Consider the following 16,633-nt stretch of genomic DNA (forward strand, 5'->3'; position numbering starts at 1 on the left):
AAGGCTCGAAATGGCGACGCCCGAAAAACCTGCTGATGATTCGCAAGTACACGACGCATCTGTGCTTGCTGCTGACGCCCCCGACATCCCAGCGGTCATTGATCCTGCTGACTCATGTGGGCTGTTGCCGCTGACGGCACTGGGTGACGATCTGATCGCGACCTTCATGGAGTTTGGTCGGGGAACCAACCCGGGCGAAGAAGATTTGGTCGAGCTGGGGTTCATGCAACCAGGGGCTGAGTTTTACGCTGTCGATGAACGCTGGTATCCGACCACCGACGTTATCGTGTTCCCGCAAACCCTCAAGGTCCCACGCAATCGCTTGATACAGGGCATCTATGAGGTGGCGCTCAGGGTGTCCATTTACGGCGTCAATCCTGTGGAGGGGAAGAGGAAAACCCTGACGATCGACACCACGCAACCCAACTACGGTCGCAAGCCTCTGGCGGTAGTGTTTCCTCCAGAGTTGAACGGCACGATCACCGAAGCCTTCCTGACGCAGGAAGGAGAGGTCAGCGTGCAAGTACCCTTGTATACCGATGCCAAAGCCCGGGATCGCGCCGTTTATTACTGGACAGACAAAGACTCTCCGCCCGACGCCGAAACGCCGATTCGTGAGCAGGAGTTCAGCCAGCAGGATATTACCGACGAACGACTGCGCATCACTGTCTATGCCGACGAAATCCGCGCTTGGGGCAGCGGTAAGCGTTACCTCTATTACTACCTGAGGGATCTGGCCGGCAATGCCGGACCACGGTCTTATCTGGCTGACATTTACGTCGATTTAAGCCCCGTGCCGGGAGCCCTGCCGCCACCCCGAGTGCCACTGTCTCCCAGAGGTCTGGTGGATCGGCAGCAGGCCCGCGATGGTGTGCGGGTGGAGATCGATGAGTACGAATTTGCGGATCCCGGCCATTGGGTGGCCATTTTTTGGGATGAGACGCCGCTGGCGGAGATTCAGGTTGATCCGGCAGGCTTTCCGCTTTCCGCTCCGGTGCTCTGGCCGACTTTGCAGGCCAAAGGTGATGGGCCATTGCGGGCAAAAGTGTACTACCGGATTCGCCAAGGCACTGCGTATGGGCCTGCATCGCCGGATATCTCGGTCGCGGTCGACCTCACCGTGGCCGGCCAGGATCACGACAAGGCACCTGCATTGATCAATGCGAACCTCGCATTGGTGGATGTATTTGGAGAAGTATCAGGCATCAAGAACACATTGTTGACCGAAGACCATGGCCGTCCGGCCAGAGTTGAGCTCGCCTTGTATGACGCACCCGAACCATTGCAAATACTTGAGTTGTACTGGGGAAGCTATCCAGGAGCAGTCGCTGAATACAAAGTCAAACCGGGAGATACCGCCGGGCAGCTCATCGAATTCATCGTACCTTGGGAAGTGATCGACACCGATAAGCAGAATCCGGCCTTGCCCGTTTACTACACCACCAGCAATGGAGTGAACGGGCAACAATCCCTGACGACGCTGGTCAGGGTGGACATTGTACCGATTGAAAACCTCAAGGAGCCGACGTTTCCTCATGGCGGTTTGTATGGCGTACTCCACTGCTGTTCGAGGCCCAGGCTCTGGGAGGGGGTGACGGTCAGGATCAAGGCCGACCCCCGTATCGAGCAGGGCGACACGCTGATACTGGTTTGGCAAGGGTGTGCCGGACCGAATGGCACCAGCCCCATCGCGGGGGCCTACAGCGAGATTGTCAAAGAGCTGACAACGCTACAACCCGGAATGGATATTGATATTGTCGTGCAAGACTACGACAACTTGATTGCCCCGATGGTGAACAACGGCTCCGGGCTGGCTTATTACCGACTTGAAAAGCGTAACGGTGGTCGGGGGCGGTCCCGATCGGACTTTGTGGTGATCAATCGCACCATGCCCAGTGGCGAGATATGTTCGCCAACGAATGATTTGTGTAACGAAAACTGAAGAGTTTTCGCCGTAGCAATGTAGTGAATGTCCGGCATCTGTATTGACGCTTAGCCATAAGTGGCAGATGACCCGGCGCGTCTAATGAAAAGGAGAACAGGCAATGACTGATATGAACATTTTATCGGCAGCGGAGTTGGCTCGGAAGAAGTTGTTTGATTTGCGCGAGTCACTGCGGCTTGCCGCCGGCACGCCACCTAAAGTAGTGGATTTGTTGCCGGCGCTACCCAGCGATAATGTAGAGAAACTTCAACTGGCTCGCCAGGGTCACGATTGCGATGTAGAACTTCGCGATGTGCAGGTACCTCCGGGAGCACAGCCAGGAGAGATCGAAATTACCTTGATGAAAGGTGATACTGAGGTTTCAGGGTGGGAGCTACTACCAAATCCTGTTCCAGATCCTTTTAAGATGGTATTGAAAGCTATCAATACGGTGACTGAAGGGCCGTTCTCTCTGCGCTACAAAACCCAGTATGCAAGTAATGCGTTCACATCTGACCCGTCGTTGTTTTTCATCGATAAAACGGCACCCAATCATGGATCACCCGGGCCCGTGGCTACCCCTCCGGCCGAAGTCGTGAATGGCCTTGTCACTCGCGAAATTCTGGATAAATTGGATGGTTTGACAATGACTGTCGAGACTCCGGGTGATATGAAGGAGGGAGATAGATACTACGGTTACTATGGCAAGAGTATTCCGGGGGTTCTTACTGGTGTGTTCAGTGTTACTGATGATCTCACTCGGCCGATTGAAATAAAAATACCCAAGAGTCAAATTGAAACTGGCAGCTCAGGGGATTTTATTTTTTATAGCAAGTATGAGGACCGTGTGGGGAACCTCGGGCCTGAATCCGCACCGCTAGACCTTTATGTTCGACTGACCCCCGTACCCAGCGGGCTGCAACCGCCAGAGGTACCGGAACACGATGATGGCGTGATCGATCTGGACGATGCCTGGCCTCATGTGGGCGTGGTCATCCCGACCTTCGCTAATGGACTGCCAGGAGACCAGGTCAAGGTAACGTTCGATGGCATCGTTCAACCGCTCAAGCTCACGGACGGCACGACGCAAGTGGTTGTTGACGTACCTTTTGCGGATGTGGCGAGCAAAGGCGATGGTCCGAGAGAAGTCCTCGTGACCTATGTCATCGTACGAGGCAGTGATGAATATCCGGAACTGACGGGGATTAGGCTCAATATCGACCTGACAATTCCGGGCCCGACCAATCCAGAACCGGATCCGGACCTGGGCAACCCGAACCTGACCAAACTGGTGGTAAAAGGCTCAACAGGCGATGACACGTTAGTGGAAGGAGATATTGGCAATTTAATTGATATCGAATTGCCGATTTATACGGGATTCAAGGTCGGGGATCTTGTTGACTTGCTCTGGAACGGCGTGCCCGTTCCAGAACCGGACGGACACTATGAGGTGGTCGGAGATGAAGATCCTGACTTCAAGATCCCGTTCAAACTTCCGTCGGCTGTATTTGAGGCGACCGGCAACGGTATTCAGAAAGCGCGATATATCATCACCAACCCTACTCAAAATGGAGAGAACAAAAACCCGTCACCACCTACGGATGTCGATGTGTACATCCACCCCGTGTCGCTTCCTGATCCCGAAATTTTGCATCTTTATACCAGTCCGAACGATAAAAAGTTCCTAGACTGCAGTTCTCTGCGGGATATTCCGGTGGTGGGTAAGGCCGCGATAGTCAAAGTGCAAGGGGGGGGCTCTCTGGCCGCAGATATGAAACTGGACTTCGAGTGGTCGGGGGGCAAGTATCCGGGTCCGACCCCGGTGCCCGAATACTTGTTTGATAAAACGCTGACAGGAAACGAGCATGTCGACGGATTTGAAGTTTATTTGCCATTCAACGCCGCACTCAGGCCGATTGTCGATGGGCTTGGGGGGATTGTTTACACGACAACAGTGGATGGGCGCACTCATAGTTCAGTCAAGGTTGAAGTGAGGGTTGTGGTCATCGACTCAAACGAAAACTTCTGCCCTGGCACTCGTGCTGAATAACATTTATTAGTTTTATCACCCAGAGGTGGAGGATGACCTCCACCTCTCTCGCACATATAAGTGAGGAATCACTCTTTTAATTTTAGGAAAACTCCTACAGAACCGTCGTACTCCTCCTTGTACTCTGCGCGCATGTTTTTTATGCCTGCCTCCCACTGGAGGACTGTATCGCTCAAAAGTTAAAGGGAGTCATCATGGATGCTTGTTCGCAGTTGTTTCCGTTGAACCGAATCAAAAAAAATCTCGCGTGGCTGACCCTGGCCCCGTCCCTTCTTTCAAGTCCCCTGGTGTTTGCGTTGACCACGATCGACGCGGGTCAAACACTGGGCATCGATCAAACCACACCGCAAGACAACTATCTCGCCCGGAACGGCGGCGTATTGAATTCCAATGGCGCGGCCACCTTTGAGGTGTTGGTCACCAGCGGAGCACAATTCAATGCGGTGGGCGGTACCTACGACGGCCGTCTGGGCAGTCCAGGGGTTTCGCTCACCAACGCCAGTGGTAGTTTGACGGGTGCCACGGTAACCGGCACCCGCATGGGCATGCTCATCAACCGGGTCAGTGGAACCAACACCGGTTCGACTGCCGTGATCAACGATAGCCGGATCCAGGGCGTATCCGCCGGGATCGAAACCGGTGGTGGCAGCCTTGTGCAGTTGACCAATACACAGGTTTCCGCAACCAGGTCGAACGGGATCGGTCTGAATTCGTTTGGTGCTGATGTAAGGGCCACGGGTGGCAGCATTACCGGTGGCGCGAACGGCGTTCGCCTGCGGGCTGACGCCGAAGGTGTGGGCGACGGCGCCAAACTGCGGCTCGACAATGTCCTGGTGCAGGGGCAAGCGGGCTCGGCGATCCTCGCTGATGCCGGTGTGACGGCGCAGATACAAGTGCTGAACAACACTCGTCTGCTTGCCGGCAACAACCTTCTGCTTGAGGTGAAGGGCGCCTCCACCGCCAACATGACCGTCGCCAACAGCACCCTGCAAGGCAACGTGAGCGTCGACGGTGGCAGCACTGCGAACCTGACGTTCGATGGCGGACACATGGTCGGCGATGTGGTGAAGGTCGATGATGCCTCGACGGCCAACGTCACCCTGCAAAACGGTTCGACCCTCACCGGCCGCCTCGACAAGGCCAACGGTGTCACCATCAACAGCGGTTCGAACTGGACGCTCACCGGCAACGACAGCATCGGCACACTGGCCATGAATGACGGTCGTGTCAGCTTTGGCGCGGCGGGTGCCCCGGCTACCTACTATCAATTGAATGTCGGGACACTGGCGGGCAACGGTGTGTTTGCCATGAAGGGTGACTTCGCCACCGGCAACCGCGACTTCCTCAACGTTACCGGTGTGGCGACGGGCGACTTCGGCCTGGCCGTGGCCGCCTCCGGGCTGGACGCGGCGTCACCGCAGGCCTTGACCCTGGTGCACACCGCGGCGGGCGATGCGAAATTCTCGCTCGAAGGTGGCCCGGTCGACGTGGGCACCTGGTCCTACGACCTGGCCCAGCGCAGCACGGGGCCAGGGGAGACCGAATGGTTCCTCGACCCGACCACCAAGACCGTCAGCCCCGGCGCGCGCTCGGTGCTGGCCTTGTTCAACGCACCGATCACCATCCTGTATGCCGAGGGTGCATCGCTGCGCAGCCGCATGGGCGAACTGCGTTTCAACGGCGGTAAAACCGGCTTCTGGATGCGTGGCTACGGCAACAAATACAACGTGTCTTCCGGTTCCGGCGTGGCCTATCAGCAAACCCAGCAAGGCCTGTCCCTGGGGGCGGATGTGCGTTTGGGCGAGAGCCAGTGGCTGGCAGGTGTCATGACCGGTTACAGCGATTCCGACCTGAACGTCGAGCAGGGCACGTCCGGGACCATCAACAGCTACTACCTGGGGCCATACGCGACCTGGCTGGACGCCGAGACGGGGTACTACTTCGACGCCACGCTCAGGTTCAACCGCTATCACAATGAAGCCAAAGTCAGCATGAGCGACGGCTCGCGCAGCAAGGGCGATTACCGCAACTCCGGCATCAGCGCTTCCGCCGAGTTCGGGCGCAACATCAAGCTGGACAGGGGCTACTTCATCGAGCCGTACGCCAAACTGTCGACCGCGGTGATTCAAGGTAGCGACTATGACCTGGACAACGGCATGAACGCCGACGGTGATCGTGCACGTTCCGTTCTCGGCGAAGCCGGCGCCACCGCCGGCCGTACCTTCAACATGGACAACGGCATGATCGCGCAACCGTATGTGCGTGCCGCCGTGCAGCAAGAGTTCATCAACAACAACCGCGTCACCGTCAACCACGACAACCAGTTCAACAACGATTTGTCCGGCACTCGCGGGCTGCTGGGGCTGGGCGTTGCATTGGCGGTGACCAAGGACGTGCAAGTGCATGCCGATTTCGATTACAGCAACGGTGAGAACATCGAACAGCCGTATGGGGTGAATGTGGGGTTTCGTTGGGGTTTTTAAACGCTTGGTGTGAAGGGTTCCAAAAAAAACGCCTCGCAATGTGCGAGGCGTTTTTTATGCGCGATTATCTAAATCCAACACCGAGGGCGGTGCTCCCCCCTTGTTCATGAACGTCGCCATTCGCGGAAGTAACAATGTTCATACATTTTCTGCTCGGAAATGGCCAAGTAGTGGTGCCTTGGGTTGTCGACCAATAAAGTGCATTGCCCATGGGCCAACGTGAACCATACGCCTGATGAAGTTCATACAGTTCAGCATAACTGGGTATCCGCGCCCCAGCTTGAGTGGCTGCTGTATTGATTCTGGCCCATGTGTCCCTTCCCAGGCCCACGCAATGGATAACACCCGTGACGGTTACGGTGTAGCTCAAGGACTGATTGACCGCATCCTGTACCGTAATGTTAGCAGTGCCGCGACCTCTGACCGTCACCAGTCCCGTGGTATCGACGACCGCCACCGCCGTATTACTGGAGCTATAGGTGTACCCAGGCACACCTCCCGATGCCTGATGTTGCACCGATGTTCCCGGGCCAAACGCTGGAAGGACTTCGGGGTTATTGGGAAGCAAGTAGATTTTCCCGTCCAATGTCACCGGGCTGGTATTGAAGTTCAGCGGCGGGGTCGCCGTGTTCACGGTAAAGCGGCGGGCATTGGAAAACTGCCCGGTGCTGACCGCTTTCACCGTGATGCTATGTCCACCCAAGGCCACAGGCAAGGTAGCATTCCAGGTGTCCCCCACGGCTCGCACTATGTGTTTGGGCTCATTGTTATCGTGGATCTGAACCTCATGGTCGGGCGTGACACTCCCTTGAAGGCTCACGGTCGTATCGGTGGTGCTCCCGCCATCTGGCAGCTCGCCACGGGAATCCCTGACGGACGTGATTGTCGGGGCGACATGAGTCGCCACGGTGAAGGTCCGGGTCGGAGACGTTAAATCGCCCTCATCCACGGCGACGAGGTTGTAGGTTTTTTCACTCAATCCACTGATGGACAGGTTCCAGATTGGTCCAGAGCCTTCATCCAATAGGGTATTGCTGTCATACAGCCTGATTTTCCTGTTGGCGCTGGCCGTAACAGTGACCGTGACGGATCGATCATAGGTCGTGCCGCCATTGGGCACCGGTCCCTTGGAGTCAGTGACATTGGTGATATCAGGACCACTGGCCTCCAACACGGTGAAGTTGTAAGCCGAAGACGGTAAACCGCCTTCATCCACATCCACGGCGACGAGGTTGTAGTTTTTGAGACTCAACTCACTGATGGTCAGGTTCCAGATTGGTCCAGAGCCTTCATCCAATAGGGTATTGCTGTCATACAGCCTGATTTTCCTGTTGGCGCTGGCCGTAACAGTGACCCTGACGGATCGATCATAGGTCGTGCCGCCATTGGACACCGTTCCCTTGGAGTCGCTGACATTGGTGATTCTAGGTGCACTGGCCACAGCCACGGTAAAGGTCCGAGGCGGTTCGGAAACCGCTCCGTCGCCATACAGCGCTTTCGCGGTGAGTTTGTAGGTCTTGACAGCCAGTGAGTTGATCACTTGGGTCCATGTGCCATTCTCGGTTGGAACTTTAACCAGCGATGTTGCACCATCGAATAGCTCAACTGTCTGATTGGGGCTGGCCGTGCCGGTGACGCTGACGGATCTGTAATAAGTCCTTCCTCCCTCGGGCACTGTGCCTTTGGCGTCGGTAACATTTTTAATCACCGGTTTATCGGCCTGGGCAACGGTAAAGGTCCGGGGCGGTTCGGAAACCGGTTCTTCACCATACAGTGCCCGTGCGGTGAGGGTGTAAGGCTTGAAAGCCAATGAGCTGATCACACGGTTCCATGTGCCATTGCCGGTTGGAATTTCACCCAGCGATGTTGCCCCATCGAATAGCTCAACTTTGTGATTGGGGCTGGCCGTGCCGGTGACAGTGACGGATTTGAAATAGGTCGTTCCTCCCTCGGGCACTGTGCCATTGGCGTCGGTAACGTTGTCAATCATCGGTTTATCGGCCCGGGCAACGGTAAAGGTCCGGGGCGGTTCGGAAACCGGTTCTTCACCATACTTTGCCCGCGCGGTGAGGCTGTAGGCCTTGACAGTCAGTGAGTTGATCACACGGGTCCAAGTGCCATTACCGGTTGGAATTTCACCCAGCGATGTTGCCCCATCGAATAGCTCAACTTTGTGATTGGGGCTGGCCGTGCCGGTGACGGTGACGGATCTGAAATAGGTCGTTCCTCCATCGACCACTGTGCCTTTGGCGTCGGTAACCTCGGTAATGGTCGGAGTGACGGCCTCAACCACCGAAAATGTCCTGAGCAGACTGTCCACCGGGGCTGCGTCATACAGGGCACGGGCGAGAATGTGGTAATTCTTCACAATCAGATTGGTCAGCACCTTCGTCCAGATGCCGCCATTATCAACATCGACGGGTCCAAGTGACGTGGAACCGTCAAACAGTTCAACCTTCTCGCCCCGCGTCGCCGTCCCGGTGATGGTCACTTGCCTGAAGTAAGTGGATTCGCCCTCGCCGACCGTACCTTTCGGGTCAGCCACGTCAGTAATCTCCGGCCTCAGGTAGTCGTACCGGGTTTTGACGGTCAGCGCCAGACGCGGAAACTCGATGGCCGTGTGTTCCTGCGAGTCGCCATCGAAGGCAACCTTGCAGATCACCGTCGCCGGTGAAGCATGACCCAGTTTCAACAGTTCGGATCTGAGGAGGGTTTCATTGAGGCCGTTGGCGAGTTGTGTCTGTGTGATCTCCGTACCGTCGAGCAGTTCAATCGTGTGAGTCGCACCGGATGCGGTCTTGCCTTGCAGCCTTAGCCAGATGCGTTGTTTGAGCGCGATAAATGGCCATTTATCGACAGTGACTCTGGCGTCGCCGGCAAAGGTCATCAGGTCAAGGATGCCGTTGGGGGCCTGGGGCACTTGTGGGCGCGGAAGCTGGTTATCGGGATCTTGAAACCTCAACACATTGAGGGTCAGCAAATCGGAGGGTTTCCAGAAATTGTAGCGCTTGACCTCATAGGACACTGCAACGCTTTTACCGATGTTCGGCCCTACGACAGAGGACGGCAGAGAGAACTTCACCCGGCCACTGGCGTCTGCCGGTAATTCCAGATCTTCCGATGTGCCCGCACCGGGTGTGCCGCGCCATTTCAAGGCAATGGTGTCCAGTGCCGGATCCATGTTTGCGTATTCGACCGATACGTCCACGCCCTGGGTCGCATTCATGGGATCAAGCTCGTCATCCGGGGCCTGAATCACCCTCGGTGGCGGAAGCTCTCCCACCAGTTGACCAATCAACAGATTCAGCGTCGCCGAGTAACTCGTCAGGCCGGTGCCGGCGTGTTTGAGGGTGTACCTGACCTTGACGTACTGCCCGATGTTGGCCGAGACAAACCAGGCGTCGACCCGGAAGTTTACCGGCTTGCCCGCAATGACGGACGTGATCGGTAGCCAGTCGCTGGTACTGCTGCCAGCGCTGATACCCGTCCAGTAATACGTCAGAATGTCGCCTTTGAGCGTCCCGAGGTATTCGATCCGTACCGTGGCGTTATCGAAAATTTTTGACGGGTCCAGCACGTCGTCGTCGGCCTCCACTACCTTCGGCGCCGGCAGCGTGGCCCGGATGGCCTTGACATCGACCAGCAGGTGCTCGGATTCGCTGACCCCATAAATTGCCGCTTTATCGTTGGACACCACATACGACAAATCCAGCTTGCCGTCAGCCAGAACGGCGATGTGTTCACTCAGCACGTAAATCGTGATCTTCTTGCGCTCGGCGTCCCCCTGGCTGACGGTGTACTCCTCGCCATGGACATAGGGCTGACCATTGGATCGGGTGCCCAGCCATCTCAGGTTGATGAAGTCGCCGTTGGTCATTCCCGGGTAAGTGATGTCTACGGTGGCAATGGAGTTGTCAGGTTCGAGGAGGTTGCCAACCAGCTCCCGAATGGTCGGTGCCGGATGCGCATACACATCGCCGATCACACTGGCGAAGGCGCGTTTGGAGGAGAGCGGTGGGCCGCCATTGCGTTTGGTCAAGACGTAGGAGGCGTCGGCCGAGCCCATGGCGATGGCGCGGACCTCGGCGTAAGGCACCATGAAATCCTTGACACTGGGGATGTTGTCCACGGTCCATGATTCGGTATGAATCAGCGGGTTGCCAGTGAGCGGCGTGCCGATCCAGGTCATCGTGACCGTATCGCCCAGGTCGAAATCAGTGCCCACGACCAGGACTTGTACTGTCACGTCTTTCTGGTTCAGTTTCTTGAGGTCGATCACACCGTTGTCCGACTCCCGGATCATCGGTGGGTCCAGACGCCAGGCGCCTGCCTCCACCCGCACGGTGGTGGCTTGCGACCATTGTTCGGAGTAGTTCCAGACTTCGTCGTGGACCTCGTATTGCACCATCAGTGCCGCGCTGTCGCCGCCCGCCAGTATGTCGGCCTGCGTGGCGGTGATCACGATAGGCTCGGAGCCATCAACTTGTGCCGTCGTGACAAAGTGAGGTGCCAGATAAGCGCTGCCCCATTTCACCTGGACCACATCGCGCACGGCGATGTTCGGGTACACGCCGATGGTCATGGGCACACCCCTTTGCGCCCACTCGGCATCCACGCCGTTTTTGATCACGTCTTCCGGCAGTTGCGCAATATGCAATTCGGAATGGCCCGGTAGATGAGGGTCTTTGTCGCGCCCGGCCGGCCGATCCAGTTTCACCAACAACCGCAACGGCACGGCCGGATCATCGGGTACGGGTTCACCCTGACGGGTCAGCACGTAGTAGACCTCCTCGACCCAGCCGGAAACGATAGCCTCGGCAGGCAGGAAAAAAAACACGGTCTTGTCGATTTCATCTGGCTCGACAATCCGGGTAAGGAGCTTCTCGGTGCCCCAGTAGATATCCAGCGTATCGCCGTCGAGCATTGGAAAGCTGTAAGCGTTGACGGCACACAAAATGCCTTCGGGGTACTCTTCGACGGCGTGGATGTTGAGGCCACCGTCACCGTCAACGACCGGATGCGTCATGCCGGCAATCAGCAAGGGGCGTAGAGCAAGAGGGGAAATGGCGGCCGGGAAAACCGGAAACAGAAACGAGCGGAAATGCGACATGGAAAAAGCCCTCGTCGATGTGATGCTATTCAGGTACGAATAGATCGTTCGATTGGGCCCCAGGGCGGAGGTGTTGGCTACTGTCAGAAATAACAGGTTGGGGTGGGTTTTCGATGAGTGGTAGGGGGTAGCGCAAAGCAGCTCGAACCATCAATCGGCTGTTTGAGGCTGGAGAAGCATCCAGGCAAAACCTATGTGGGACGTATTGAGCGGGGGGGAGCACTTTCCTGGGACGGCATTATCCCGCGCAATAAGTCGCTTTGTTAATCTTCCTCCATCGAAAAATCGCCAGCTTTAGGAGCAAGCCTCAAACACCATCGCCGTATGGGGATGGTGTTTGAGATGGACTCACGTTTTTCCGTTTCATCGCTTCCTATTTAAGGCAAGCAAACGCGGGAAACGATTGTAAACGGGTGGACGTCTGTTCATAGTATCTAAGGTATATGGGGGGGGCGTATATCGCTCATTAAAAAGTCAAGTGCTCTTTACCCCCCAAGCCCCGGCTCTATCGTAGATACTTTGGCAATGAATAACGCCGGCGGCTTTTTGGAATATCGTTCCTTGGTATGCTGGGCAAGCCATGGAATCCTGCGTATCTCCTGGCCAGTAGAACGCAAGTGGATAGGGTGCCTTTGTATTGATATTCTCGATGAATAGAGCGTTCGCCATGCTACTAGTCAGAATTCGTACACCTGTTGCATCCCTCCACTGGTACGCTTGCGTCCAGTCAATTAAGTTGTTGTTTACAACTAAGTCATATACGTTCGAGACGTTGACGCTGTAGGAAGCACGTTGACCGCTTTGGTCGGCCACAGTAATTGTGGCAACTCCATTTTTTTCGCTTTTTACTTTCCCGCTAGATGGATTAACGGATGCCACGGAGGGGTTACTAGACGAGTAAGTGTATGCAGGCCGGCCACCGGTCGCAGTCCTGGTTGCTGTAGTGCCAGGCGCGTCAGCTCCTGTTTTCGGCCAGTCTTGAGCCTTCAAACGGATTCCGTTCAAGCTTACAGGAGATGGATCAATCACCAGCGTCGGAATAACGGTGAAGGTTCTGGCCGCTGACGAGGCGCCCGCACCATAGAGTGCTTTGGCGGTGATGCTGTGCGCCGCAACCGCCAGGCCGGTGACGGTCAGGGTCCAGATTCCCGTTGTGACATTGGCCGTGGCCTTACCTTTGGAAACGGTGCCGTCAAACACCTCGACCTGTTGGCCCTTGCTCGCTGTACCGGTCAAGACCACGGCGGTTTCCACGGTGTAACCGTTCGCCGGAATGTCGGTATTGCTGGGCGAGCCTTTCACCGTGGTGATCGTCGGGGCCACCACCGCCGTGACGGTGAAGGTTCTTGCCGCTGACGAGGCGCCCGCACCATAGAGTGCTTTGGCGGTGATGCTGTGCGCCGCAACCGCCAGGCCGGTGACGGTCAGGGTCCAGATTCCCGTTGTGACATTGGCCGTGGCCTTACCTTTGGAAACGGTGCCGTCAAACACCTCGACCTGTTGGCCCTTGCTCGCTGTACCGGTCAAGACCACGGCGGTTTCCACGGTGTAACCGTTCGCCGGAATGTCGGTATTGCTGGGCGAGCCTTTCACCGTGGTGATCGTCGGGGCCACCACCGCCGTGACGGTGAACGTTCTTGCCGCTGACGAGGCGCCCGCACCATAGAGTGCTTTGGCGGTGATGCTGTGTGCAGCAACCGCCAGGCCGGTGACGGTCAGGGTCCAGATTCCCGTTGTGACATTGGCCGTGGCCTTACCTTTGGAAACGGTGCCGTCAAACACCTCGACCTGTTGGCCCTTGCTCGCTGTACCGGTCAAGACCACGGCGGTTTCCACGGTGTAACCGTTCGCCGGAATGTCGGCATTGCTGGGCGAGCCTTTCACCGTGGTGATCGTCGGGGCCACCACGGCCGTGACGGTGAAGGTTCTTGCCGCTGACGAGGCGCCCGCACCATAGAGTGCTTTGGCGGTGATGCTGTGTGCAGCAACCGCCAGACCACTGACGGTCAGGGTCCAGATTCCCGTTGTGACATTGGCCGTGGCCTTGCCTTTGGAGGTGGTGCCGTCAAACACCTCGACCTGCTGGCCCTTGCTGGCGGTCCCCGTGAGGGTGACGGCGGTGTCGACGGTGGTGCCGTTTTGAGGAATTTCATCGCCCTTGGAGTCTTCGGCCTTGGTGATGGTCGGAGCTGCCACAGCCGTGACGGTCAGGGTGCGTGGCGGCGTTGAAACCTGGCCACTGCCATACAGCGCCTTGGCGGTAAAACTGTGGGCGGCCAGGCTCAGGCCCGTCATGGGATGGGTCCAAATACCGGTCGTGAGGTCGGCCGTCGCCTTGCCTTTGGAGGTGGTGCCGTCAAACACCTCGACCTGCTGGCCCTTGCTGGCGGTCCCCGTGAGGGTGACGGCGGTGTCGGCGGTGGTGCCGTTTTGAGGAATTTCATCGCCCTTGGAGTCTTCGGCCTTGGTGATCGTCGGCGTCACCACCTCGAAGGCCTTGATCGTATAGACCTGATCCGCGAACACCAGCGCCTTGGCCTCGACATTGCTTTTATCCAGCGCGGCCTTGAAGCTCAGCGTCAAGCGGCTGCCGTCGGCCAATTCATTGAAGTAGCTTTTGGCGACCGGTCTTGGCCAGTATTTTTGCGCGAACCAGGTGCTGTTGACATAGCTACTTCCTCCGGCCCAGACGGTATGGTCATGGTCATCACCATTCGCTTTCTTGCCCGCCAGGCTCATCCACACCTGTTGACCGACCGCGATCAGCGGCCAATCCCGTGCATGGATCGTCGCGTTGCTGCCTAGCGCGCTGACATCCAGGACACCGTTGTCGTCGGCATCGGTGATGATCGGTGAGTTCAGCGCGTCAACCGGCAAGGTACCGACCGCCAGGCTCAACGGCAACGACGTAACAGATTTGCCGTCACGGGTAACGGTAAACGTCACGGTCACCGTTTTGCCCAGGTTGAACGCCAGCACCGTGACCGGCAGTTCAATGTTCAGACTCGTCTCACTGATCGGCCTGGCTTCGGTGGTGTGGGAGCCCTCGGCATGGCTGCCGGCCGCCGCGGCCCAGGTCACGCTCAGCAGGTCGGTCAGCAGCAACCCTTCCGGCGGCACCTCGGCCGTCAGCGCTTCCACGGCGTTCATCGGGAGCAAGGTTTTGCCGTCCGGTTCGGCTTGCCGGATTTTCGGCGGGTCGAGCGCCAGTGCCGCGCCCACACTGAAGTCCAGTGGCTGTGAATGCCGGGTGCGTTCCCCCGCCCGTTCGACGAAGTACCTCGCCCGTACGGTGCCGCCCTCGTTGCCCTTGATCAAATCGGCGCTGATGGGGAAGGGCACCGGTTTACCGGCGGTGATCGAGCTCAGGGTGACGAAGTCGCTGGACAGGCCGGTTTTCGACCCCACCCACTCGCGTGTCACCGTGTCGTTGGCCAGGGTATTGAGCCAGGTGGCGGTCAGCGTGGTGCCGTTGCGGTCCGGGTCGAGAACGTTGTCGACCACACCGGCTACCGTCGGCGGCGGCAGTTCCAGGCGCGGCTCGCCAACATTGAGCAGTGCGGCATGTTCGGACTCGCGGACCGCATTGAGCGCACTGTAGTGATCCAGCTTGGCCAGCACACTGTCGTCGCTCAGCAATTGGTAATAGAGCTCCAGCGTCCCGCCTTCCAGGGGCTTGATGTGGACGCCGTCAACGGTGATGTACAGCGACTCTCCGGCGCTGATATCGCCATGGGTGATGGGGCGCAATGGCAGGTCGGGCAGGGACGGGGTGAGATCCGGCAGGGTGCCGAGCCAGAACAGTTTGATCGCCTGACCGGCCTCGAACGAAGCATCGAACGGGATTTCGATGCGCGTGTCTGGCAGGTCCGGATCGAGTGCCCCTTGCGAGGCGTCTTTGGCGATTGGCGCCTTGAGGCGCTGGAGTTCGCCGATGACGCTGATGAACTGCCCTTTGGAATGAAATTCGGCCGAGCCATCGGCTTTCTGGATGCGGTACGACAGCACCATCTGGGTCTTGGCCAGGCGTCGCAGCAGCGCATTGTCGATCGATATTTCAAGGATGGTAGGAACGCTCTCCAGGACCTTGCCCGGCAGTTCCTGGTCGATCGGTGTCCCTTCCACCGGCGTGCCTTTGAGCTTGAGGAAGATGGTGTCGCCCACCGCGAAAAACTTTTTGTCCATGGCAATGACTTGCCCGGTGCCCTCGGCATCGCCCAGCTTGTCGAGATCCAGCACATTGTTAAGCGTTTCCTCGAGCAGTGGCGCCTCCGGGCGCGCCGCGTCGATGCTGACCACCACCCGTTGGGCGGCACTCCAGTCCTCGGAGCGGTTGTCGACCTTGTCGTAGAGTTCGAACACCACCACCAACCCGGTGCTGTCAGAGTCCCCCGCGTCACGGATCGTGGCCTCGTCGACATGAATGACGATAGGCGTTTTGCCGTCGGCCTGATCCTGGGTCAGGGGCGGGTTGAGCACGAAAACGCCGCCCCAGCTCAGGCGGATCACATCGCCGGGGCTAATGTCCGGGTAGAGGTCAATCCCGATGTCGACGCCATCGGCCACGTTGTCCTGATCGATGCCACCCTCGAGAATCTCGCGGGGAATGTGCATGATCAGCTTGGAGTGGCCCGGCGTGTCGTTGTCATCCTTGCCGCCGGGGCGGGTGAGTTTGACCAACACCTTCATCACTTCGGAGGGCTCGGCCGTCTGGCCCAGACGGGTCACGGCGTAGGAGACATCGACGTTGCCGGCAAGGATGTGCCGTGCCTCCACGAACATCCGCAGTTCCGTGTTGACCTCTGAAACGTCCACGGTCTTTTGCAGCACCTGATTGCCTAGGCCCCAGAAAATTGCCAGGCGGTCGCCTTGGCCCATGACCCCCCACGGGCCGGCCAGACATTGCAGGCCATGGCGCGGGAAGTTGTCCAGCACCGCCGCGATGTTCAGGCCCCAGACATCCGGATTGCTGGAGATCGGCTCCCTGGTGCGTCCGGGAATGTCCAGCTCGCGCAGGAGGTTGATGTGGTTGTCGGGGGAACGGGACGAGGCCATGGGCGGGACTC

At 57.8% G+C, this 16,633-nt stretch carries 5 protein-coding genes; 3 read left to right on the forward strand and 2 right to left on the reverse strand.

The window, feature by feature from the left end:
* Positions 1 to 10 precede the first annotated feature (10 nt).
* From AC3ITA_RS07410 to AC3ITA_RS07420, 3 genes are all read left to right on the forward strand, one after another.
* Positions 11 to 1,942, forward strand: coding sequence for a hypothetical protein (locus AC3ITA_RS07410; protein ID WP_489279896.1), 1,932 nt, complete (start codon positions 11 to 13; stop codon positions 1,940 to 1,942).
* A 103-nt stretch (positions 1,943 to 2,045) separates the two neighbouring features.
* On the forward strand, positions 2,046 to 3,974 hold the full coding sequence (locus AC3ITA_RS07415) for a hypothetical protein (protein WP_150673511.1): 1,929 nt from the start codon (positions 2,046 to 2,048) through the stop codon (positions 3,972 to 3,974).
* 194 nt (positions 3,975 to 4,168) lie between these two features.
* Positions 4,169 to 6,457 (forward strand): autotransporter outer membrane beta-barrel domain-containing protein, encoded by a 2,289-nt coding sequence (locus AC3ITA_RS07420; protein ID WP_489279898.1) that lies wholly within the window; start codon positions 4,169 to 4,171, stop codon positions 6,455 to 6,457.
* Between the two features lie 64 nt (positions 6,458 to 6,521).
* Here the strand turns inward: AC3ITA_RS07420 and AC3ITA_RS07425 are convergent, their stop codons facing one another.
* Positions 6,522 to 11,567: an immunoglobulin-like domain-containing protein gene (locus AC3ITA_RS07425; protein WP_489279899.1), complete on the reverse strand. Its 5,046-nt coding sequence runs from the start codon at positions 11,565 to 11,567 to the stop codon at positions 6,522 to 6,524.
* Between the two features lie 474 nt (positions 11,568 to 12,041).
* Positions 12,042 to 16,622, reverse strand: coding sequence for an immunoglobulin-like domain-containing protein (locus AC3ITA_RS07430; protein ID WP_489279901.1), 4,581 nt, complete (start codon positions 16,620 to 16,622; stop codon positions 12,042 to 12,044).
* Between the last annotated feature and the right edge of the window lie 11 nt (positions 16,623 to 16,633).

This window comes from Pseudomonas sp. GL_090 (assembly GCF_057837765.1).

What these genes read in the sequence shown, in the direction of transcription:
- AC3ITA_RS07410 (WP_489279896.1), top strand. Translation starts at nt 11, where the DNA reads ATGGCGACGCCCGAAAAACCTGCTGATGATTCGCAAGTACACGACGCA.
- AC3ITA_RS07415 (WP_150673511.1), top strand. Translation starts at nt 2,046, where the DNA reads ATGACTGATATGAACATTTTATCGGCAGCGGAGTTGGCTCGGAAGAAG.
- AC3ITA_RS07420 (WP_489279898.1), top strand. Translation starts at nt 4,169, where the DNA reads ATGGATGCTTGTTCGCAGTTGTTTCCGTTGAACCGAATCAAAAAAAAT.
- AC3ITA_RS07425 (WP_489279899.1), bottom strand. Translation starts at nt 11,567, where the DNA reads ATGTCGCATTTCCGCTCGTTTCTGTTTCCGGTTTTCCCGGCCGCCATT.
- AC3ITA_RS07430 (WP_489279901.1), bottom strand. Translation starts at nt 16,622, where the DNA reads ATGGCCTCGTCCCGTTCCCCCGACAACCACATCAACCTCCTGCGCGAG.